Source organism: Erythrobacter oryzae, from assembly GCF_030271515.1.
Taxonomy (GTDB): domain Bacteria; phylum Pseudomonadota; class Alphaproteobacteria; order Sphingomonadales; family Sphingomonadaceae; genus Erythrobacter; species Erythrobacter oryzae.
Genome location: NZ_JASCXI010000004.1, coordinates 229,154 through 250,201, shown reverse-complemented (window position 1 = coordinate 250,201; position 21,048 = coordinate 229,154). Strand labels below are relative to the sequence as shown.

Here is a 21,048-nt window from a genome sequence, read left to right as displayed (position 1 = left end):
ATTGAAACTCCAGGTCCGGCACACGACCCATTATGCCTTCAGCGAGCCGGTGGTCCACGCGCTCCAGCGGCTGCGGCTGACCCCCAAGGAGACGCAGGGCCAGCGCATCCTCGAATGGCGGATGACCTTCGCAAACGCCCATGCCGAGCTCCAGTATGACGACCAGCATTTCAACCACGTCACGCTGGTCGGCCTCACCCCCGGCGCGCGCGAGGTGACGGTGACCTGCGAGGGCGTGGTCGAGACCGAGGACAATGCCGGGGTGATCGGTCGCCATTCGGGGCACCTGCCCTTGTGGAGCTTCCTGCGTCAGACCCCGCTCACCCGCCCCGGCGCGCGCCTGCGCGGGCTGCTGCGCGACGTGCCGGCGAGCGATACGAGGAAGCCGCTCGATTTCCTCCACGCGCTCTCCGCGCTGATCCGCGAGCGCATCGCCTACGAGACCGGGCGCACCCATTCGGCCACCACCGCCGAGGAAGCGGTCGGGCATGGGGCGGGGGTGTGCCAGGACCACGCGCATATCTTCATCGGTGCCGCCCGCGCGAGCGGGGTGCCGGCGCGCTATGTCTCGGGCTACCTCCTGATGGACGACCGGATCGAGCAGGAAGCCACCCACGCCTGGGCCGAGGCCCATGTCGAGGGGCTGGGGTGGGTCGGCTTCGATGTGTCGAACGGCATCTCCCCCGATCCGCGCTATGTCCGCGTGGCGACAGGGAGCGACTACCGCGATGCCGCGCCCGTCACCGGCATCAGCATCGGCGCGAGCGATCAGGTGCTCACCGTGGGGGTGGCGGTCGAGGCGCAGCCGGCCCAGAGTCAGAGCCAGTCGCAGAGCCAGTCGAACCAATAGCCCGATAGACCCCGCCGTGCCTTTGCGCTTGGGCCCTTTGCGCTCAGGTCGGCATCGCGCTAGGGCGGTGCGGGCGGCGGAGAGGGAGAGGAAGACTTCATGACCTATTGCGTTGGCATGGTGCTCGACAAGGGCCTCGTCCTGATGAGCGACACGCGCACCAATTCGGGCGTCGACAACATCTCGACCTTCCGCAAGCTGTTCCACTGGAGCGTTCCGGGCGAGCGCATCATCGCGGTGATGACCGCGGGCAACCTCGCCACCACGCAGGCGGTGATCAGCCAGCTCGAGGAGCGCACCAAGGCCCCCTCGGAGCGCGAGAACTGCCTCATCAAGGGGCCGACGATGTTCCAGGTCGCGACCGAGATCGGGCGCCTGCTGCGCAACACCATCGAACAGGCCCAGCGCGACAACGGCCCCGACGGCAAGGGCCGCTTCACCGCCACCATGATCGTCGCCGGGCAGATCGCCGGGATGCAGCCGCGCCTGTTCATGATCTATCCCGAAGGCAATTTCATCGAGGCGAGCTGGGACACGCCCTTCTTCCAGATCGGCGAGACCAAATACGGCCGCCCGATCCTGATCCGCGGCTACGGGAAGGACATGAGCTTCGAGGACGCGGTCAAGCTGATGATGGTTAGCTTCGATTCGACTCTCAAGGCTAACCTCTCGGTCGGCCTGCCGCTCGATCTGCTGGTGATCGGCAAGGATAACTTCAAACCCTTGCATGAACATCGCGTCACCGCCGAAGACGAGTATTTCGACACGATTTCATCGGGTTGGGGTGATGCGCTGCGGTCGGCCTTCCACTCGCTGCCGCCTTACAGCTTCAGCGATGACACCTAGGGGCCAGACCTGATCTGCCTCCGTTACGGAGGTAAATTTCCTCTATAATTCAGATAGATGACGTTTCGGGGAGATGGTAAATCCTCCGGAACGGGGCCGCTCATGCGTGAATCCCATAATGGGTTAGCGCAGACAGGCTCACATGACACGCAAAGCCTCCCTCCACTTCATCGACTCGTGCAGCCGTCAACGCGCCGAATTGGCCCGTGTAGGCTTCGCGCTTGGCCACCACTGCGAGGTCTATGGTGACCTCTCCGAACTCGCGGTCCACCCGCCGAGGGAGGGGATCATCATCGCCCGCGACACGCCCGAGGAAGGCGGGGTGGGGATGATCCTCGACCGGCTCGGTCGGTTGGGGATCTGGCTCCCGCTGATCGCGGTCGACGTCCAGCCCCGCCCGGGCCGCATCGTCGAGGCGATCAAGGCCGGCTCGCTCGATTATCTCGCCCTTCCGCTCGATCCCGAACGTTTCACCCGCTGTCTGCTCCGCATCGAAAAGGAAGCCGAACAGTTCGGCGCCGCCCGCCGCCGCATGATCGAGGCGCGCGACCGTATCTCCACCCTCTCGGCGCGCGAGCGCGAAGTTCTGGACTGGCTGGCCGAAGGCAGCAGCAACAAGGCCATCGCCCGCGAGCTCGATATCAGCCCGCGCACGGTCGAAATCCACCGCGCCAACATGATGACCAAGCTCGGCGCCCGCCACGCGGCCGAGGCGGTGCGGCTGAAACTGGAGGCGAAGCTCGAACCCAGGCTGCGCGCCTGACGTCACGCACCCGCGACTGTCCCGGCCCTTCCCCCCCCTTGAGGGCACCAGCCGCCGGCAGCCTGACGTTCTTACGAGCATTCGTCTTCTTGGCGGCCCCCTTGCCATTCACCCCGGCAAGCGGGGCCGCCTGCTGTTTGGGGCCTGACCCGGTGGCCGTGGGGCCGATGCGCCGCTGGGGCGGCGCGGTGCCTCAGCGGCAGAACTTCGCGCCCGTGCCTTCCAGATGGAAGTGATCCTGATGCGCGGCGTTGTATTCGGGACCCAGCACCGTGCCGAAGCGCTTGCAGGCGCTCTTGTGCACCACCCGCAGGAACTCGCGCGTCGCCGCATCGCCGCCCTGCCAGTCGCGCTTGAGCACGATCCGCCGCCCGTCCGCCAGCACGAAGGCCGACACGTCGATCGCCTCGGCCCGCGCATGGGCCGAGCGCACCTCGGTGCCTGCGACATTGCGGCAATTGTAGGAACCCATTGTCTCGATCCGCGCCACCGGGCTGCCGAGCAGCTGGCGCGCGGCGCGATCGACCCCGAAGCGCGCCCAGTCGCCGAAGGCCTTGGCGACCTGGCACCGCACCGGCCCGAGATTGGCGATGGAGAGCGGCGCGCGGTCCCCGGCCAGCGCCATCAGCTGCACCGTGCCGAGCTGGTTGCACCCCGGCGCGGCATAGGTATCGGGCACGGGATCGAAGCGCGCGCCGGTCTTGCCGAGATCGGCAAGGCAGCCCGCCTCGCTCGCACGCGGCACGTAAGATCGCGGGGCCGAGGCAACCGCAACCGCAGGCCGCGCCGGAGTGCTCGCGGTGGTCCGGGCCGGCCCCTGTCCCGCGCCGGGCGAAGCCACGCCGGGAACGATCGACCCGCAGCCCGCCAGCGCCACCAATGCGCCCGCCAGCAAGCCCGCTCTGGAAAGAAGTGCCAAGTGCTGCATCGCTAGGCACTATTGCGCAGTCATCCTTAATGGTGGCGCAAGAAACTGGGTTAAGAAAACCTTGCCTGGTTACCAGGTATTCCTAACAGGCCGTCACTCAGGGGAGGCGATCCTCCACCTGCTCCCACAGCTCGATCTTCACCCCGTCGGGGTCGAGCAGCCAGGCAAACTTGCCGTAGCCCTCGTCCGCCTCGCCGAGGATGTCGACGCCCTTGGCGCGCAGGCCAGCGACGAAGCCGCCCAGATCGTTGACGCGCAGATTGATCATGAAGCCGCCGGTGCCCGGCTTGATGTAACCATCATCGCCGAAATGGCTGATCAGTGAATAGGGGTGCTGGCACGGCTCGCCCGCCCAGGCAAGCTGCGGGCCGTATTCGCCGTCGATGCCCAGCACCTCGCGATACCACGCGCGGCTCGCGGCCGGGTCCTTCACGATGTAGAAAATGCCGCCGAGCCCGGTGATGCGCGCGCTGCCGTCCGAATGTCCCGTCATGCCCTTTCCTCCCCGCCGGGCATAATGCCTGAAGGTGCGACCGGAGGAAAGGGCGCGAGGCCCGCATCCGTCCGCCGATGGAGGGAGGCAGCGGGCGGAGCGAACCTCGCATCCCCCCGTTCGCCGCGCCGCGCCTTGCGGTTACACGCGCTGCGTCTGCGGAGCAGTGAGGCGGCTCACCACCACGATCGCCGCGAGCGAGGCGAGGAAGCCCGGCACGATCTCGTAAAGCCCCGGCCCGCCGCCGAGGGCTGCGGGCAGGGCCTTGTTCCACCCCAGCGCGATCCACCCCGCGACCACGCCCGCGCCCGTCACCAGCCCCGCAACCGCGCCCGCGCCGGTCATCTTGTCCCATGTCAGCGCCAGCAGGATCAGCGGGCCGAACGCCGCGCCGAACCCCGCCCAGGCATTGGCGACAAGGCCGAGCACCTCGCTCTCGGGATCCGCCGCGATAACCAGCGCTGCCGCCGCGACCAGCGCCACGCACAGCCGCCCGATATTGACCGCCTCGCGCTCCGACGCATTGCGGCGCAGGAACAGGCGGTAGAAATCTTCCGTGAGCGAGGAGGACGACACCAGCAGCTGCGAGGAAATCGTGCTCATGATCGCCGCCAGCAGCGCGGCGTAGAGGAAGCCGGTCACCGCCGGGTGGAACAGGATCTGCGCGAGGATGATGAAAATCGTCTCGGGGTCCTCGACCACCAGCCCGTGGGTATCGGCATAGGCACGCCCCGCAAGCCCCACGGCGACCGCGCCGACCAGCGAGATCACCATCCAGCTCATCCCGATCGCGCGCGCGGTCGGCACGTTTTCGACCCGGTCGATCGCCATGAAGCGCACGATGATATGCGGCTGCCCGAAATAGCCGAGCCCCCAGGTGACCGCGCTGATCACGCCGATCAGGCTCGCCCCGTGGGTGAGGCTGAAGAAGCCCTCGGGCGGGGTCGCGGGGACGGTTCCGGGCGGCGTCGCGAAGAGGATCACCAGCGGCATCACCACCAGCGCGGCCATCATGATCATGCCTTGCACGAAGTCGGTGAGGCTGACCGCGAGGAACCCGCCGATCATGGTGTAGACCAGCACGATCCCCGCCGTGACCAGGATGCCGACCATGTAGTCGGAAAGCCCCGCGACCGGCATCGCGCCCGCGAACGCCGTCTCGAACAGCTTGCCCCCGCCGACCATCCCGGAGGCGGTGTAAACGGTGAAGAAGCCGACGATGATGACGGCGGAGGTGACCCGCAGCAAAGTCCCGGCCTCGGGAAAGCGGTTGGCGAGGAACTGCGGGATGGTCAGCGCATCCCCCAGCCGCTCGGTCTGCTCGCGCAGCCGCGGGGCGACGATGATCCAGTTGAGCCCCGCCCCGATGGTGAGCCCGATGGCGATCCACGCCTCCATCAACCCGCTCGCAAACAGCGCGCCGGGCAGCCCCAGCAAGAGCCAACCCGACATATCCGAAGCCCCCGCCGAAAGCGCGGTCACCGCCGGCCCGAGATTGCGCCCCGCCAGCAGATACCCCGAGGAATCCGCCCGGGTCTTGACCCAGGCATAGACCCCGATGGCGATCATCAGCAGGAAATAGGCGGCAAGGCTGGCGAGGGTGTAGGTGTTCATGAGGGCGTTGGGTAACGGCTGCGCGCGGGGTTGGGAAGCGGGGGGAGGGTGGTTCTACCCGGCAGGAAAGCGCAGCGCCGACGTTGCGCCCTTACTCCGCACCGCCGAGGCGACATACCCGCTTTTCGGTCGGCACCTCGACGCGGCAGGCGTGCGCCCCCTCGACGGCACACAACCAGCCGCCCCCGGTCTGGCGGCATTGTTCCGTGAGTGACCCCAGTTGCGTCGTCCAGTTTTGCCCTTCGAGCCGCTTGGCTAGGCTGCCGCATTGCCGTTGCGCGTCGGCGAGCGCCCAGTCGCGCGCCGCAGCGAGCGCGGCTTCGCGGCTGGCATATCCCTCGCCGACAAGCAGCGGACCAGACACGACCATCGGGGTCGTATCGGGCACCGGCTCGGAGACCATGTCCGGGTTCGCCCGCGCATCGCGCACCGCATCGGCATGGCGTCCGTCGGGATGGGTGTCGAGATAGGCGTCGAACGCCGCGCAATCGGCCTTGGGCGACTGCAAGGCCTCCCACGCGGCCTGTTCCTCGAAATCGAACCAGTGGCCGACCTCATCCCACGGCACGAAATATCCGAAGAGCCCGACGATCGCGCCGAACCCGACGAGGTAGACCCACAGGCGTTCCAGCACCATGCGCCAGCGGGCGGTGGCGGATGGCGGGAAGGTGTTCTGCTGGATCGCGCGGATGGCGGCGGCGATGTCGGAGAGGCACGCCTTGCCAATCAGCTGCGCCATCACGCCCTTGACGAGATAATCGTAGGTCGGCAGCGGCACAGGCGGTTCGGCCCTGGGCTCGAGCCTGACGGCGATAGCGCGCCCGGCGCCCGCTGCCTCGTGCGCCGCGCTTGCCAGCCAGGCGTTGCAGTCCGGCGAACGGGTGATCGCCAGCACCCGGCAAGGCGCATCTGGGATGTCGCCCGCCCCGGCGATCACCAGCTTCACCATCAACCCCGCCGCGCCCAGACCATCGGTCAGCCGCGCGGCGCCGTCGCGGTCAGGCCCGCAGGCGACGATGACGGCATCGAGGCTCATGGTTTCCGGTCACTTCCGGCACGGGCGATCATGGCGATGCCCTTTCGGACAAGCGACTGACCATCTCTCTGGTCATGGTCTCGAGATAGCGAAAGAATGGCACAGACCCCTCATCCACCCCCACGGTCGATAGCTCATTCACGAGATCGGCCACAGGGTATCGTTCCGGAAATTCGGCGGCGAGTGCAATTCTCGACAGGACGTAACCGAAGACCTCACTCTCCGTGTTCTCATCCATATGGTCAGGCAGACGCAGCGCCTGATGCAGTTCGTCATAGACAGCGATGGCTTCTTCCCTGCGCTCCAGATCGAGCAGTGTCTTCGCATACCCTGCGAGCGCAAAATACAGGATCGAGCGCGCGCTTTCGCCGCCCGCAGCAAGTATCGGCTTGCCGAGGGACACGGCCTTGCGCTGGCTTTCCGCCGCTTGCCGATAACGCGACAGCGCAGCGTCCAGATAGTCGGGTCCGACGCCAAGCTCTCCCAGCGACTGGAGCACCTCGGCATGGGTCAGCTTCGCCAACACCGGCGCGCCGGGCATGGCCGAGAGTTCCTCGTGGATCGCAAGCGCCTCGCGAAGCGCTTGCCGCGCGCTGTCCTCCTCACCCGTGTTCAGCCAGAAGTTCGCAGTCTCTGTCAGCGAGCCTGCCAAGTTTACCCGCAGCGGGATCGATTGCGGCAAGGTCTGCGCAAGGCGACGCTCGATATCGAGGGCTTCGATGTATTTTTCCCTGGCCTGGTCAGCTTGTCCCAGCTGCTGGTGCGCTTGTCCTATCCTGCGCAACGTCGATGCCAGATAGGTCTTGCCCTCCACAAAGCCGCCGGGGATGGCGGCAAGGGTGCGTCGGACTTGAAGGACTTCAAGTTCCACTTGAAGGAGCCCGTCCTTGTCGCCCAGATTCTCCAAGAGCAGCGAGATCCGCGATAGATCGATTTCCAGATTCATCAGCTCGCGGACCGAGCCGGGAAACTTCGCGGTCAACTCCCGCGAGATTTCGGCCGCCTCCCGAAACTTCTGAAGACCCTCGGGCAACTTTCCCGCGCCGATCAGTTCCGCTCCGTTCACAACCAGATCATCGTGCCGGACATCAATGTGCATTCCGGGAAGCTCCGAGGGCGCACGCAATTCGGAGGAACCCGTCGGCAGCATCGGCAGGAGGGTGCCGATCCCGGCTCCCGACGGATCGCCGGTCACCAAAGTAAAATCCATGCCGTCCACAGCGGTGGTTCCATCCGTTGCGGACGGGGCGTTTGCGGCATCGGGCGTCGTTCCAGCCGTTTTCAGCTCGTCTTGCCTTGCCGCCTGAAGCCGATCGGCGTCATCCGCAAGGGCCTGTCCCTCGTCACAGCGATACATATTGCACAGTGCGTATGCGAGGCTTCTGAGGTCCAGTGACAGTATACTGTCATTGAACCTGTTCTCGACGCTCCCGGCACGTTTGGCTGCCCGGCGACGTTCGACGACTTCCATTCTGACCATGATTGCATCGGAATAGCGACCCACCGAGTCAAGCAGGCGGCTCTTGTCCGAAAGCACCCAATCGATCTGCGAAGCGTTGTCCGCCAAGGCGAGCGCCTGCTCCAATGCAGCCAGAGCAAGGTCGAAGCGAAGCTCGCCCTCGTAGATGGTGGCAAGGCTCGTCCAGTCGTAGAAATCCGCCTTTCCGGTCGCGATCACCGCCTTCCAGCGCTCGATGACCGTCTCGATCCCGATATCGCCGAATGCGCGGGCCTGCGCGTTCAGCACAGCTTCCGTGCGCAACTCGGCGGCGATCTGGATCGCGCTGCGATCGCGCTCCATGTCGATACGCCGCTGGGTCAGGTCGCGGGCGAGTGCGAGCGAGCGGACGCGGTCGCCGGAGTTGAAGGCTTCGAGGATCGCCAGCCCTTCCGGCGTTTCCGACCAGGTCTCGCCCGCGCTCAGCAGCATTTGCCGCTCGCGCGCGTATTCGTCATCGCGGCGGGCGAGTTCAGCGGTGTAGCGTTCTTTCTCTTCGGCGGCTTCCTGCTTCAGCTTGTCGAGCTCGGCGCCGAGCGTGCGGTTCGTGCCGCCTGCGCTGCGCAGATTGCCTTCGAGCTTGCGGATGCGTTCGTCACGCGCGTCGATGATCTCGCGCAGGCGGATCAGTTCGTTATTGGCCAGCCGCCGTTCCGCCGCGAGGGTTTCGGCGGCGTTCATCGCGAAGGTCTGGGTCTCGTAACTCGCCGCCGCGCCCTTCGCCGAGGCAGCGGAGGCTCCGATCAGTGCCAGAGCGGCGATGATCGCCGCGAATATCCTCCGCATGCCCGCGCCGCCCCCGCGATTCGCCTCACTCTAGAGGGTAACCGGAGCGCGGGGGCAGGCAAGCTGAACTTGAAGGAGCAGGAGGATCAATCCTCCTTCTTGCGCCGCGCCTTCTTCCGCTCATGCGGGCACAGGATCGCCTTCCTCAGGCGGATCGACTGGGGGGTGACTTCGACCATCTCGTCGTCGTCGATATAGGCGATGGCCTGTTCGAGGCTCATGCGGCGCGGGGGGGTGAGGCGGATCGCGTCGTCCTTGCCGCTCGAGCGGATGTTGGTGAGCTGCTTGGCCTTGAGCGGATTGACCTCGAGGTCTTCCGGCTTGGCATTCTCGCCGATCACCATGCCTTCGTAGACCTTCATCTGCGGGCCGATGAACAGGGTGCCGCGTTCCTCCAGCGAGTTCAGCGCATAGGCCACCGCCTCGCCGTCACCGTTCGAGATGAGGACGCCGTTGAGGCGGCCTTCGATCGGGCCCTTGTAGGGGCCATACTTCTCGAACAGGCGGTTCATGATCCCGGTGCCGCGCGTGTCGGACAGGAATTCGCCGTGGTAGCCGATGAGGCCGCGCGAGGGGGCCGAGAAGGTGATGCGGGTCTTGCCCACGCCCGAGGGGCGCATTTCGGAAAGGTCGGCCTTGCGGCGCTGCATCTTCTCGACCACCGTGCCCGAGTGTTCGTCATCGACGTCGATCACGACGGTCTCGTAGGGCTCCATGCGCTTGCCGTCTTCCTCGCGGAACAGGACGCGCGGGCGGCTGATGCCGAGTTCGAAGCCTTCGCGGCGCATGGTCTCGATGAGGACGCCCAATTGGAGTTCGCCGCGCCCGGCGACTTCGAAGCTGTCCTTGTCCTCGGATTCCGTCACGCGGATCGCGACGTTGGTTTCGGCCTCGCGCAGCAGGCGGTCGCGGATCATGCGGCTCGTCACCTTGCTGCCCTCGCGGCCCGCAAGGGGGGAGTCGTTGACCGAGAAGCGCATGGCGAGCGTCGGCGGGTCGATCGGCTGGGCGGCGATGGGCTCGCTCACCGAGGGATCGCAGATAGTGTTGGCGACGGTCGCCTTCTCGAGCCCGGCGAGCGCGATGATGTCGCCCGCGCGCGCGACTTCGACCGGCACGCGCTCGAGCCCGTCAAAGCTCATCAGCTTGGTCGCGCGGCCGGTTTCGATCACCTTGCCGTCCATGTCGATGGCGTGGATCGGATCGTTCACCCGGATCGTTCCCGATTGCACCCGGCCCGTCAGCACGCGGCCCATGAAGTTGTCGCGGTCGAGCAGGGTGGCGAGGAAGCTGAACTTGGCATCCGGGTCGAGGCCGGGGGCGGGGACATGCTCGATGATCTTGGCGAAGAGCGGGGCCAGCGAGCCGCTGCGGGCATCCATGTCCTCGCTCGCATAGCCTTCGCGGCCCGAGGCGTAGAGCACGGGAAAATCGAGCTGCTCGTCATTGGCATCGAGGCTCACGAAGAGGTCGAACACCTCGTCGAGCACTTCCTGCGCGCGGCCATCCGGGCGGTCGATCTTGTTGACGACGACGATGGGCTTGAGGCCCAGCGCGAGCGCCTTGCCGGTGACGAACTTGGTCTGCGGCATCGCGCCTTCCGCGCTGTCGACCAACAGGATCACGCCGTCGACCATGCTGAGGATGCGCTCCACCTCGGCGCCGAAGTCGGCGTGGCCGGGGGTGTCGACGATGTTGATGCGGGTCGTCTCTCCGCCTTGCTCCCACTCGACGCTGGTGCACTTGGCGAGAATGGTGATCCCGCGCTCCTTTTCGAGATCGCCCGAATCCATCGCGCGTTCCTCGACGCGCTGGTTGTCGCGGAAAGTGCCCGATTGGCGGAAGAGCTGGTCGACCAGCGTGGTCTTGCCATGGTCCACGTGCGCGATAATCGCCACGTTGCGAAGAGCTGAAGACATCAGAAACTCGGCTGTGAGAGGGGGCGCCATTGTGCGGCGCAATAAATCTCGCGCGCCACTAGCCGAGACTTGCCATAGGGGCAAGCGATGCGGTTACGAAAATGCCCGGCCTCATGAACCGGCTGTCGGCTGGCGCTCCTGGCGCAAGACTATTCGTCGCGCTGCATCCGCGTTTCGAACCAGGTCCGGTCGCGTGCGAGTGCCTCAGTGGTCACACCTTCGGCCTTGACAGCATCACTGAACTCTCTGTCGCGCGCAAGCTTGTCAAGTTCGTCGGTGTAGCTGATGGCGCTTGCAAGATCGTTGGTGTTCGAGGCTTCGATCTGCTGCTGCTTGATCAGATTTACCTCTAAACGTTCCACCAGGTCAGCGCTCAGCCGAGCGGCAGCGAAACCGTCCTGCCATTCCGGGTCGTGCGCCTTTTCCAACAGTTCCGCCGTCAGCAGCCGCGCCGCGGCCGGGTCGGAGGCATTTGCAAGGTTCCAGGTCAGGCGCAGGTCGGCACCTTGGCCGCGCCCGTTGCAATTCGCCAGCGTGGTTCGTTTGGCCGGACTGTCGGGAAGTTGGCGGAAGCGGACCGCCGCGTCACGGTGGATTTCGAAGATCGGCGGCGTGTCGCCCGCAAGCGAGCAACTCGCTTCATAGTACTTGCGCACCAGTTTGGGCACGACACTTTCGACCGTGCCGCACAGTTGAATCAGGCGACGGGCCTCGGCCATGAGGTTCAGGCGTTCGTTGATGGAGCCCGTGACCGCAGCCCCGCTGACCCGTCGGACGTCGGCGTCAGCACAACTCGTGAACCGGGGTCGCGCGACGGCGAATGCGAGGTTGCCCGATCGCCGGGGACTGATGATGAGCCTGAGGGGAAGATCGAAGCCATTGAAATCGATGGAAATATCCTTGGCAACTGATCCTTCTGCCGTGGACACCGTCGTCGAATGCGTGAAGTCCTGTCGACTGAACGCGTCGCTGCCATCGAACCATACTGCGCGCGCTCCGGGGTCGGGGGTTTCGACGATGATCGTCTTCTTGGCTTCCTGCGCGAAGACAGGCGATACCGCAGCTGCTGTCAGCCCGGTAGCAAACATGATTGCCCTCATCCACCGCATGTCCAGCCCTTTCATTTGCGCATGAGGCGCTCTCATTCGCATGGTCAGCCCTGCACGAGCTTGCGCAAGACACCCTCCTTGTCGGCGAGGCTCACGCCGAGCACCGAGGCCATGAAACTCGCAAACCAGCCGATCATGCCGCCGAAGAAAAAGTTGATCTGCGTCGAAGCGCCAGCATAAGGCGTCTCCTTGAAAAGGTAGAAGTCCATCGCTTTCTCGGTCACGGCGCTGCTGACCTCGACCATCGCCGATGCCGATGCCGCAATGCCAACGAGGCACAGCACCACAATGGCAGAGACCTCGACTATTCGCGTGTAGATTTCGGTCACCTTGCTGATCGCGAAGCTGACGATGGCCATGAAGGTTGCGAAAATGCCGGTAACCACGGCTCCGTTGCGCATCATGAACGCGGCATAGCGCCAAGCGGGGGTCAGTTCCTGGTCTTCGGCGATACCTGTGGGCTGAAGCATGGCCTCGGCAGAGGCGGTGAATGCCAGCAAAAGGGAATAGGCGGTCGCACTTGCGAGCAGGAAAATTGCGACCCACGCCAAGATACGCTTTTGAACGTCCGACATTCTTCACCCCCGCGAATGGTCTAACACACGGCTCCGGTGAGGCAATCCGGTTTTCACGACTGGTATCCGGAGCCTTCGTTTCCGTAGCGTCATTCGGCCAGACCCGGTTGGAGCAGGGCTCTAGAGCGTGAAACTCCAGTCTGTTGCGACTGTGACTCTTGCGCAACAATCCTGTCGCTTGCCCCTCAAAACCGTTAGGCTGGCGCTTGTGACGCGTGCGGTGCTGGCGTATCACGCATGCCACACGACCTCGGGAGAGAGCGCACTGGGACGGTGCGTGCCCGAAAAAGGGCGCCGGGGTCGCGGGATTTTTTGGAGAGGAACTTCCATGCGTTCAACCTTCACCGGCGCTGCCGGCGCATATCGATTCACCCTGCTGGCAGGCGCGGCCTGTGCGCTCGCGATGCCGACCATGGCCTTCGCGCAGGACGCCGAGACCGAGGCTGCCGAGCCCGAGGTCGGCAACGAGATCATCGTCACCGCGTCCAAGCGCGAGCAGACCCTTCAGGAAACTCCGATCGCGGTGTCGGTGACCAGCGGCGAGACCATCGAGCGTGCCCAGATCCGCGACGTGCTCGACCTCCAGACCGTGGTGCCCTCGCTGCGCGTCAGCCAGCTCCAGACCTCCTCGGCCACCACCTTCATCATCCGCGGCTTCGGCAACGGCGACAACAACTTCGGGATCGAGCCCTCGGTCGGCGTGTTCATCGACGGCGTGTTCCGCTCGCGCTCGGCCTCGGCGATTTCCGACCTCAACATGATCCAGCGCGTCGAAGTGCTGAATGGGCCGCAATCGACCCTGTTCGGCAAGAACGCGTCCGCGGGCGTGATCTCGATCGTCACCAAGGAACCGCAGTACGAATTCGGCGGCCAGGTCGAAGCGGTCTACGGCAACTACAACCAGGTGTTCCTCAAGGGCGAAGTGACCGGCCCGATCACCGACAACATCGCCTGGTCGCTCGACGGGACCTACCAGCAGCGCGACGGCTTCGGGCGGATCGTGAACCTCGATTCCGAGATCAACGACCGCGATCGCTGGTCGGTGCGCGGCCAGCTGCTGATCGAGCCCACCGCCGACATCAAGATCCGCCTGATCGGTGACTACGGCAAGATCGACGAAATCTGCTGCCAGACCAGCAACCTCGTGGTCGGCCCGCTGACGGCCGGTGCCGTGGCGGCCGTTGGCGGCCAGTTCCCGAGCGATTTCTTCAGCTTCGACAATTTCCTCAATGTGGTGCCGTTCAACGAGAACGAGAACTACGGGATTTCGGGCCAGGTCGACTGGAGCTTCGGCAACCTTACCCTGACCTCGATCACCGCCTACCGCGAACTGCGCAATGCCTTCATCCAGGACGTGGACTTCACCAGTGCGGACCTGACGGCTGAAGGACGCAACCAGGGCGTCGACACCTTCACGCAGGAACTGCGGCTGACCTCGGACTTCGACGGGCCGATCAACTTCCTGCTCGGCGGTTACTACTTCGACGAGTCGATCTCGCAGGACAGCTTCCTGACCGTAGGCGAAGACCTGCGTGATTTCGCCGCTTTCCAGGCGGGTTCGCCGCTGCTTCCTGCCAACGCGCCGGGCGCGCAGCGTATCGCCGTCGGAAACCAGGTTCTGGCCGGCGCCGAAGCCGGCCTCGGCCTCACGCCCGGCAGCATCTTCGGCGGTGATTTCCTCTCCACCGAGCGCTTCGCGGTGGACAACACCTCGTGGTCGGTGTTCGGGACAGTGGACTTCGAGCCGGTCGATGGGCTCGTCTTTACCGGCGGGTTCAACTACACCGACGACAAGAAAGACTTCCTGATCGATTTCAACGCGCTCGATCCGCTGGCCAACATCAACCTTGTCGACCGCTTCATCACCCTTGCCTCGGGCGGGGCGGTTACCAACCGGGCGCAGTTCCAGGCGCTGCCGGCGGCCAACCAGCAGGCGCTGCTCGGCCTCGCCACGACCGCATGCCCCCCGGGCGTGAGTGTCGGCTGCAACCCGTTCCTCGGGCTGGCGCCGCTGCAGTTCCAGACCCCGTTCCCCGATGTGCCCAACATCGTCGAACCGGGCCGGACCCGCGACGACAAGCTCACCTACCTGCTGCGCGTCGCCTACGAGGTCTCGCCCGAGATCAACGTCTACGCAAGCTACGCGACCGGCTTCAAGGCGAGCTCGATCAACCTCTCGCGTGACAGCCGTCCGCTCGTGAGCGACTACACCCCCGGCCCCGGCGGCGTCCTTGGTGCGACGGCGCGTTCGCCCGGTTCGACCTTTGCGGCGCCCGCATCGCCTATCATCAACGCCGGTCTTGCCACGCCGAACCTGTCGACCGGCACCCGCTTTGCCGGCCCTGAGAACGCCGAAGTCTACGAAGTCGGCATGAAGGCGCAGTGGGACGGCTTCGGCTTCAACCTCGCGCTGTTCGACCAGACCATCAAGGGCTTCCAGAGCTTCGCCTTCACCGGGCTCGGCTTTGCGCTCCAGAATGCCGGTCAGCAGTCGGTGAAGGGCTTCGAGTTCGACGCCACGATCCAGCCCGATCCCTCGCTGGTGTTCACCTTCGCGGCGACCTACCTCGATCCGGTCTTCGACAGCTTCCCGGGCAGCGTGCTCGGCGATCTGTCCGGCCAGCGCGTCGGCGGCATCGCGGAGTGGAGCCTGCGCACCTCGGCGACGCACACGCTCGAAATCGGCGATGACGGCACCACGCTCGTTACCCGCGTCGACTATGCGCACGACAGCAGCACGCCGATCAATAACGGCCTGCCGACCTTCAACCGTGCGCTGGGCAACACCCAGATCTTCGAGCGCGAGGTGAACCTCGTCAACGCGTCGATGACCCTGGCGCTCAGCAACGGGGTCGAGATCGGGGCCTTCGCGCGCAACCTGCTCAACGACCTGTACATCCTCACCAACTTCGACGGTGTGGCACAGGCCGGCACGGTCTCGGGCTATCCGAGCCAGCCGCGCACCTATGGCGGTGTCGTGCGCTTCAAGTTCTAAGTCGCCTCACAACAAGGCAACGGGGAGGGGCCTCGCACTTCGGTGCGGGGCCCCTTTGCTTTGTGAAAGGGGCTCTTGCGGGGCTTGCGCGGGGGCGCGCGGCGGGGGATGAAGCGGCCATGCTGGCAGCGCTCACCCATTCGCTCACCGATCCGATCCTGCGCAGCTTCGACATCCGCGGGCGGGCGCGGCGGGGCGAGTACTGGGGCTTCATCCTGTGGCAGCTCGGCTTTCTTGCGGTCGCGCTCAACCTTGCCTCGCTGCTGCCCGAGGGGGAGCCGCGCGAGAACGTGGTGCTCGCGATCTTCGGGATCTGGGTGCTCGCCTTTGGCCTGCCGACGCTCGCCTTGCAGATCCGACGGGTGCACGATCACGGCACCAGCGGCTGGATGCTGACGGTCATGTTCCTGCCCTATATCGGAGTGGGCTGGATGCTGTGGCTGATGTGCGCCGCAGGCACGGCCGGCCCCAACCGTTATGGCGACGATCCGCGCGCGATCGAATTCGACGAGGCGCTGTTCGAGTAGGGGGTGGGGACAGGGGCTCTTTTCCGTTTGCATCAGGCTTTTACCCTGTGCATCCTGAACCTCGCGGCAAGGGGATGACCGCAAGGGGACTTTCATGATCGATATCGGACGCGTGTTTGCGACCAGCTGGGCGATGTTTCGCCAGCGGTTCTGGCTGCTGCTCGGGATGTTCGCGGTGTTCTTCGCGATCCAGATAGTGGGGTCGTTCGTGCTCGGCATCGTGATGGCGCTGATGGGCGCGGCGGGCGCGGTGGGCATCGGCGCGGGGCTCGACGATCCGGCCGCTCTCACGGGGATGAGCATTGTTTTCTTCCTCGTCATGATCCTGTTCTACGGCGCCTACGCAGTGCTGGCGCTGGTCCAGCAGGCGGCGATGGTGACCATCGCCTCGCCGCTCGAGGAGCCCTCCTTCGGCACGGCGATGGTGCGCGGGTTCAAGAGCGTGCTGCCCTTTATCGTCATCTCGCTGATCCTCGGGGCCGGCTATCTCGCGCTGGGGGCGGCGGTGTTCGCGGTGGCGGGGGTCGCGGGGCTCGGCGGCGGGACGGCCGGGGGCATCGTCGGCATCGTGCTGATTTTGCTGTTCATGCCGGTGATCATCTATCTCGCCTGCCGGTTCTCGGTGCTGATCGGGGTGGTGGCGGTCGACCAGGTCTTCAATCCGATCGCCGCGATCCGGCGCAGCTGGGCGGTGACCGAGGGGCGGGTGCTCGGCATCTTCCTTGCGACCCTCGTCTTCGTGGTGCTGTCGCTGGTGATCATCGGCCTGCCCTTCCTGCTGATCTTCGGCAGCCTGCTGGGAAGCGACGGCGATCCGGGCGCGGCTGCGGTCGGGGCAATCCTGCTCGGCTTTCTGGTCTTCGTTCCGCTGATGGTGCTCTATGCGATGTTCGCGGCGGCCTATGGCGCGGCGCTGCACAGCGAGCTGACCGGCGGCGGCGCGGAGCGGCTGGAAGAGGTCTTCGCCTAGAGCTCGCGCAGCGCGCGCGCCGGTTTCGCCCGCAGCAGCGGCAGCGAACCGGCGAGCGCGAAGCCCAGCACCAGCGCGGTGCCGAGAGCCAGCACGCCCAGCACCTCGCCCCAGTCGGGCAGCCAGTCGAATTCGAACAACTGGGTGATCACAACCCAGGCGAGCCCCCCGCCGAGCCCCAGCGCGACCAGCGCGAGGAGGCCGGCGAGGAGGCCATATTCAGCGAACTGCAACAGCAGGATCTGCCGCCGGCTCGCCCCCAGCACGCGCAACATCACCGTGTCATAGGTGCGCGCCGCGCGCGCGGCGGCAATCGCGCCCATCAGCACCGCGAGCCCCGCCAGCACCGTCACGGCAGCAGCGGCGAGGGTCGCGAGGCTCACCTGTTCGAGCAGCTTCCGCGCCTCGACCAGAATCCCGCCCACCTCGATCACCGAGGAGGAGGGCATTTCCTTGACCAGCGCCCGCAGCAACCGGCCGCGCGCGGCGGGGTCTGCGCCGTCGGGCAGGTCGATCGTGGCCGAGAGGTTGTGGGGTGCGTCGCTGATCGCATTGCGGCTGAATACCAGCGCGAAGTTGAAGCCCATGCTCTCCCAGTCGATCTCGCGGATATTGGCGATGCGCGCGGTGCGCTCGGTCCCGAGAATGCCGATGGTGAGATAGTCGCCGACCTTGAGGCCCACCGCCTTGGCGAAATCGGCGTCGATCGAGACCAGCGGCTCGCCCTTGTGGAACGGGCTCCACCATTGGCCTTCGATGAGGCGGTTGCCCTGCGGGATGGTGTCGGCATAGGTGAGCCCGCGCTCGCCGCGCAGGGCCCAGGCGCCCTCGGGGATTTCCTTCAGATCGGCGACGCGGATCAGCTTGTCCTTGGGGCCATAGGCGAGCACCGCGCCGCGCATCGTCGGCACGGTGCGGATGCCGGCCTTGGGGAATTCCTGCTGTATCAACTTGAAGAAGCGCGGCTCCTTGGCCGGGGGCACGTCGAGGACGAAGTAATCGGGCGCCTCCATCGGCACGCGCCGCGCGATGTTGCCGTCGATCGCGCTCTGGACGGCGGCGAGCAGGACGAAGGCGGCAAGGCCGAAGCCCAGTGCGGTGACGAGCGCTCCGGTGGGCGCGCCCGGGCGGTGGATGTTGGCGATGGCGCTCCGCAAGAGCGGGTTCTTCGGGCGCGGCAGACGGCGGGCGAGGGTCTGGATCAGCCACCCGATCCCCGCCAGCAGCGCTAGCGCGCCGCCCGCGCCGAGCAGAAACCCGCCCGAGAGCATCGGCTGCGCGGTGGTGAGCAGCGCCAGCGCGCAGACGCCGGCAATGCCGATGGCCGTCGCGATCAGCGCGCGCTTGTCACGCGCCAGCGGCACGATGCCGGAGCGCATAAGCGCCATCGCCGGGAAGGTGCGGGCGCGCAGCAAGGGCGCGGCGGCGAAGGCGAAGGCGACCAGCAGGCCGTAACTCGCGGCAAGCAGCAGCGCGGGGGGCGAAATGATGAAACCGCTCTCGACCGGCAGCAGGCCTTGCAAGGCGCTCGCCAGCAGCGGGGTGACGAGCACCCCCGCCGCAAGCCCCGCAAGGCTCCCTGCGAGCGCCGCCACGCCGATCTGCATCGCATAGATGCGCACGATATCCGCCGAGGTCGCGCCCAGCACCTTGAGGGTCGCGATGCTCGCGCGGCGCTGGTCGAGATAGGACGACACGCCCCCCGCAATCCCGATCCCAGCGATCACCAGCGCGGCAAGGCCCACCAGCGTCAGGAAATCGCTCATCTGCCGCACGAAGCGATCCGCGCCGGGCGAGGCACGGTCGCGGGTGCGGATGTCGAAGCCGGCGGTGGGGAACTGCTTGGTGAGCGTCTCCTCCACCGCGGAAGGATCGCGCGCGGGGTTGGCAAAAGCGATGCGGTGCTTGCTCTGGTAGAGCGCGCCGGGGGCGAGCAATCCGGCCTCGGCAGGCACGCCTTCGGCCACGATGATCGTCGGGCCGAGCTGGAAGCCTTCGGAGAGGCGGTCGGGCTCGTCCGCAATCACGCCCGCCGCGCGCAGGGTGACGGTGCCGACCTTGAAATTTTCGCCGACGCGGATGCCGAGCCGTTCGAGCGCCGTCGCTGCGACCCATGCGTCCTTGCCCACAGGCGCGCCGACCGTGCGGCCATCGGCGAGGAGCAGCTTGCCGAACATCGGCCACTTGGCATCGACCGCCTTCAATTCGATCGGCGCGGCGGCTTCGGGCGTGCTCGCCATCGCCTGCATCCGGTAGCCGCTCGAAATGGTGCCATAGGCGGCGAGCGCCTTCACTTCCTCGGGCCGCAGGCCGCGCTGCCAGACCTCGACCTCGAGATCGCCGCCGAGCAGTTCCTGCCCGGATGAGGCCAGCTCATTCTCGATCGCCGCCGTCAGCGTGCCAATCGCGGCAAGCGCGGCGGTGCCGAGGAAGATGCACACCAAGAGCAGGCGCAGGCCCCGGAAGCGCGCGTTGAGATCGCGCCGGGCGATGCGCCATGCGGTGCCGAGCGGCAGGCTCATGCCGCAGCCGTGTCCGAGACGATCACCCCGTCCGCCATGGTCAGCACCCGCTCGCAGCGCGCCGCGAGGCTCGCATCGTGGGTGATGATCAGCAGCGTCGCCCCGGTCTCGGCGCGGCGGGCCAGCAAGAGCTTGATGATCTCCTCGCCGGTCGCGGCGTCGAGGTTGCCGGTGGGCTCGTCCGCGAAGATCAGGCCGGGGCGCGGGGCGGTGGCGCGGGCGATGGCGACGCGCTGCTGCTCGCCGCCCGAAAGCTGGGTGGGGTAGTGCCCGGTGCGATGGCCGAGGCCGACCGCCTCAAGCTCGGCGAGCGCGCGGGGGCTCGCATCGACCATGCCCGCAAGCTCCATCGGGGTCGCGACATTCTCTGCCGCGGTCATGGTGGGGAGCAGGTGGAAGGCCTGAAGCACGATCCCGATCCGGCCCCGGCGCGCGGCGGCCAGCCCGTCCTCGTCGAGCGCCGCGAAATCCGCGCCCGCGACCATCAGGCTCCCCCCGCTCGCGCGCTCGAGGCCCGAGAGCACCGCCATCAGCGAGCTCTTGCCCGACCCCGAAGGCCCGAGCAGCGCCACGACCTGACCCTGTGGCACATCGAGATCGATCCCGCGCAGGATCGTCACCGGCGCATCGCTGCTGCCGAGGGTGAGGGTCAGGTTGCGGGCGCTGATTGCGAGAGAGGGACTTGTCACGCGGTTCCGATGGCATAGGTGAGGGGAGGCAACAAGCTACAGGTATGGAAGGCTCGCGGATGCACAAGCGCACTTGGTCGAAAATCGCCCTCGCAGGCGCCGCGTCGCTAGCGCTCGCGGCGTGCAGCGATTCCGCCGACGAGGCCGCGAACGCGCCCGAGGTGGCCGAGGACGGGAGCCCCGCGCTCCCCGCAATCCCCGTGATGGGGCCCGAGCGCAAGGTGATCGCTTTCGGCGACAGCCTGTTTGCCGGCTACGGCCTCGACCCGCGCGATTCCTACCCCGAGAAGCTGGAAAACGCCCTGCGCGCCAAGGGGATCAACGCCGATGTGATCAACGCGGGCGTCTCGGGCGATACCACCGCGGCGGGGCTCCAGCGGCTCGAATTCACCCTCGCCGCGCAGGAGACGCCTCCCGCGCTGTTCATCCTCGAGCTCGGCGGCAACGACCTGCTGCGCGGGCTGAAGCCGGAGGAGACGAAGGAGAACCTCGGCAAGATGCTGGCGATCCTGAAGAAGGAGAAGGTGCCGGTGCTGCTGATGGGGATGCGCTCGCCGCCCAATCTCGGGCCGGAATATCAGGCGCAGTTCGATGCGATCTATGCCGATCTGGCCAAGGAATATGGCGCGAAGCTGATCCCCTTCTGGCTGGAGAGCATCTATCGCGAGCCGGAGCTGTTCCAGGCGGACCGCATCCACCCGACCGCCGACGGCGTCGAGAAGCTGGTGGCCGCGACGCTCGGACAGGTCGAGGGCGCGCTGCCGCCCGTGGAGAAGTAACCCTCGTCATTGCGAGGAGCCGAAGGCGACGCGGCAACCCATGGACTGCTGTGGCGGCCGGGCGAAGCCGGGCCATGGGTTGGTTGGCCTTTGGCCAGCTGCGCTTCCGCCTTCGGCTCGCAACGACGAGGGCAGGGCTGGTTTTCGGG

17 protein-coding genes are annotated in these 21,048 nt (G+C 66.3%); 7 read left to right on the top strand and 10 right to left on the bottom strand.

Annotation, left to right across the window (positions count from 1 at the left end; all coding sequences use genetic code 11):
• Window position 1 precedes the first annotated feature (1 nt).
• The 3 genes from PFX90_RS13810 (at window position 2) to PFX90_RS13800 (ending at window position 2,459) form a co-directional block, all read left to right on the top strand.
• Window positions 2–850: a transglutaminase family protein gene (locus PFX90_RS13810; RefSeq protein ID WP_419180111.1), complete on the top strand. Its 849-nt coding sequence runs from the start codon at window positions 2–4 to the stop codon at window positions 848–850.
• Between the two features lie 99 nt (window positions 851–949).
• Window positions 950–1,696 (top strand): proteasome-type protease, encoded by a 747-nt coding sequence (locus tag PFX90_RS13805; RefSeq protein ID WP_285713129.1) that lies wholly within the window; start codon window positions 950–952, stop codon window positions 1,694–1,696.
• 142 nt (window positions 1,697–1,838) lie between these two features.
• Window positions 1,839–2,459 carry a response regulator transcription factor gene (locus PFX90_RS13800; protein WP_285713128.1) on the top strand — a complete coding sequence of 207 codons (621 nt, stop codon included), beginning with the start codon at window positions 1,839–1,841 and terminating at the stop codon, window positions 2,457–2,459.
• 193 nt (window positions 2,460–2,652) lie between these two features.
• Here the strand turns inward: PFX90_RS13800 and PFX90_RS13795 are convergent, their stop codons facing one another.
• The 8 genes from PFX90_RS13795 to PFX90_RS13760 form a co-directional block, all read right to left on the bottom strand.
• On the bottom strand, window positions 2,653–3,387 hold the full coding sequence (locus PFX90_RS13795; RefSeq protein WP_419180103.1) for an extensin family protein: 735 nt from the start codon (window positions 3,385–3,387) through the stop codon (window positions 2,653–2,655).
• Between the two features lie 97 nt (window positions 3,388–3,484).
• Window positions 3,485–3,880 (bottom strand): VOC family protein, encoded by a 396-nt coding sequence (locus PFX90_RS13790; protein WP_285713127.1) that lies wholly within the window; start codon window positions 3,878–3,880, stop codon window positions 3,485–3,487.
• A gap of 141 nt (window positions 3,881–4,021) precedes the next feature.
• Window positions 4,022–5,494: a sodium/proline symporter PutP gene (putP, locus tag PFX90_RS13785; protein ID WP_285713126.1), complete on the bottom strand. Its 1,473-nt coding sequence runs from the start codon at window positions 5,492–5,494 to the stop codon at window positions 4,022–4,024.
• Between the two features lie 91 nt (window positions 5,495–5,585).
• A complete protein-coding gene (locus tag PFX90_RS13780) occupies window positions 5,586–6,530 on the bottom strand; it encodes a hypothetical protein (RefSeq protein ID WP_285713125.1) in 945 nt (314 codons plus the stop codon).
• 28 nt (window positions 6,531–6,558) lie between these two features.
• On the bottom strand, window positions 6,559–8,814 hold the full coding sequence (locus tag PFX90_RS13775; RefSeq protein ID WP_285713124.1) for a hypothetical protein: 2,256 nt from the start codon (window positions 8,812–8,814) through the stop codon (window positions 6,559–6,561).
• 86 nt (window positions 8,815–8,900) lie between these two features.
• Window positions 8,901–10,733, bottom strand: a complete 1,833-nt coding sequence (gene typA, locus PFX90_RS13770; RefSeq protein ID WP_285713123.1) for a translational GTPase TypA — start codon at window positions 10,731–10,733, stop codon at window positions 8,901–8,903.
• Window positions 10,734–10,882: 149 nt separating this feature from the next.
• The gene (locus PFX90_RS13765; RefSeq protein WP_285713122.1) at window positions 10,883–11,857 is read right to left on the bottom strand and encodes a hypothetical protein; all 975 of its coding nucleotides are present in this window, start codon (window positions 11,855–11,857) and stop codon (window positions 10,883–10,885) included.
• Between the two features lie 29 nt (window positions 11,858–11,886).
• Window positions 11,887–12,417 carry a hypothetical protein gene (locus tag PFX90_RS13760; protein ID WP_285713121.1) on the bottom strand — a complete coding sequence of 177 codons (531 nt, stop codon included), beginning with the start codon at window positions 12,415–12,417 and terminating at the stop codon, window positions 11,887–11,889.
• Between the two features lie 328 nt (window positions 12,418–12,745).
• On the opposite strand from PFX90_RS13760, the gene PFX90_RS13755 reads away from it, so the two are divergent.
• From PFX90_RS13755 to PFX90_RS13745, 3 genes are all read left to right on the top strand, one after another.
• Window positions 12,746–15,412, top strand: coding sequence for a TonB-dependent receptor (locus tag PFX90_RS13755; protein ID WP_285713120.1), 2,667 nt, complete (start codon window positions 12,746–12,748; stop codon window positions 15,410–15,412).
• Window positions 15,413–15,531: 119 nt separating this feature from the next.
• Window positions 15,532–15,939, top strand: coding sequence for a DUF805 domain-containing protein (locus PFX90_RS13750; RefSeq protein WP_285713119.1), 408 nt, complete (start codon window positions 15,532–15,534; stop codon window positions 15,937–15,939).
• Window positions 15,940–16,033: 94 nt separating this feature from the next.
• Window positions 16,034–16,909: a hypothetical protein gene (locus PFX90_RS13745; RefSeq protein ID WP_285713118.1), complete on the top strand. Its 876-nt coding sequence runs from the start codon at window positions 16,034–16,036 to the stop codon at window positions 16,907–16,909.
• Here PFX90_RS13745 and PFX90_RS13740 read toward each other — a convergent pair.
• Both PFX90_RS13740 and PFX90_RS13735 read right to left on the bottom strand, forming a co-directional pair.
• Complete coding sequence (locus tag PFX90_RS13740; protein WP_285713117.1) at window positions 16,906–19,431, bottom strand: ABC transporter permease; 2,526 nt, start codon at window positions 19,429–19,431, stop codon at window positions 16,906–16,908. The genes PFX90_RS13745 and PFX90_RS13740 overlap by 4 nt on opposite strands.
• Window positions 19,428–20,120, bottom strand: coding sequence for an ABC transporter ATP-binding protein (locus tag PFX90_RS13735; protein WP_285713116.1), 693 nt, complete (start codon window positions 20,118–20,120; stop codon window positions 19,428–19,430). Before PFX90_RS13735 ends, PFX90_RS13740 begins: the two co-directional genes overlap by 4 nt.
• A gap of 59 nt (window positions 20,121–20,179) precedes the next feature.
• Here PFX90_RS13735 and PFX90_RS13730 point away from each other — a divergent pair, with 59 nt between their 5' ends.
• Entirely contained in the window at window positions 20,180–20,899 is a 720-nt protein-coding gene (locus PFX90_RS13730) for an arylesterase (protein ID WP_285713115.1), read from the top strand.
• Window positions 20,900–21,048: the final 149 nt, after the last annotated feature.

Coding starts and splice junctions, on each gene's coding strand:
- PFX90_RS13805 (WP_285713129.1), top strand. CDS start 950: ATGACCTATTGCGTTGGCATGGTGCTCGACAAGGGCCTCGTCCTGATG.
- PFX90_RS13800 (WP_285713128.1), top strand. CDS start 1,839: ATGACACGCAAAGCCTCCCTCCACTTCATCGACTCGTGCAGCCGTCAA.
- PFX90_RS13795 (WP_419180103.1), bottom strand. CDS start 3,387: ATGCAGCACTTGGCACTTCTTTCCAGAGCGGGCTTGCTGGCGGGCGCA.
- PFX90_RS13790 (WP_285713127.1), bottom strand. CDS start 3,880: ATGACGGGACATTCGGACGGCAGCGCGCGCATCACCGGGCTCGGCGGC.
- putP (WP_285713126.1), bottom strand. CDS start 5,494: ATGAACACCTACACCCTCGCCAGCCTTGCCGCCTATTTCCTGCTGATG.
- PFX90_RS13780 (WP_285713125.1), bottom strand. CDS start 6,530: ATGAGCCTCGATGCCGTCATCGTCGCCTGCGGGCCTGACCGCGACGGC.
- PFX90_RS13775 (WP_285713124.1), bottom strand. CDS start 8,814: ATGCGGAGGATATTCGCGGCGATCATCGCCGCTCTGGCACTGATCGGA.
- typA (WP_285713123.1), bottom strand. CDS start 10,733: ATGTCTTCAGCTCTTCGCAACGTGGCGATTATCGCGCACGTGGACCAT.
- PFX90_RS13765 (WP_285713122.1), bottom strand. CDS start 11,857: ATGAAAGGGCTGGACATGCGGTGGATGAGGGCAATCATGTTTGCTACC.
- PFX90_RS13760 (WP_285713121.1), bottom strand. CDS start 12,417: ATGTCGGACGTTCAAAAGCGTATCTTGGCGTGGGTCGCAATTTTCCTG.
- PFX90_RS13755 (WP_285713120.1), top strand. CDS start 12,746: ATGCGTTCAACCTTCACCGGCGCTGCCGGCGCATATCGATTCACCCTG.
- PFX90_RS13750 (WP_285713119.1), top strand. CDS start 15,532: ATGCTGGCAGCGCTCACCCATTCGCTCACCGATCCGATCCTGCGCAGC.
- PFX90_RS13745 (WP_285713118.1), top strand. CDS start 16,034: ATGATCGATATCGGACGCGTGTTTGCGACCAGCTGGGCGATGTTTCGC.
- PFX90_RS13740 (WP_285713117.1), bottom strand. CDS start 19,431: ATGAGCCTGCCGCTCGGCACCGCATGGCGCATCGCCCGGCGCGATCTC.
- PFX90_RS13730 (WP_285713115.1), top strand. CDS start 20,180: ATGCACAAGCGCACTTGGTCGAAAATCGCCCTCGCAGGCGCCGCGTCG.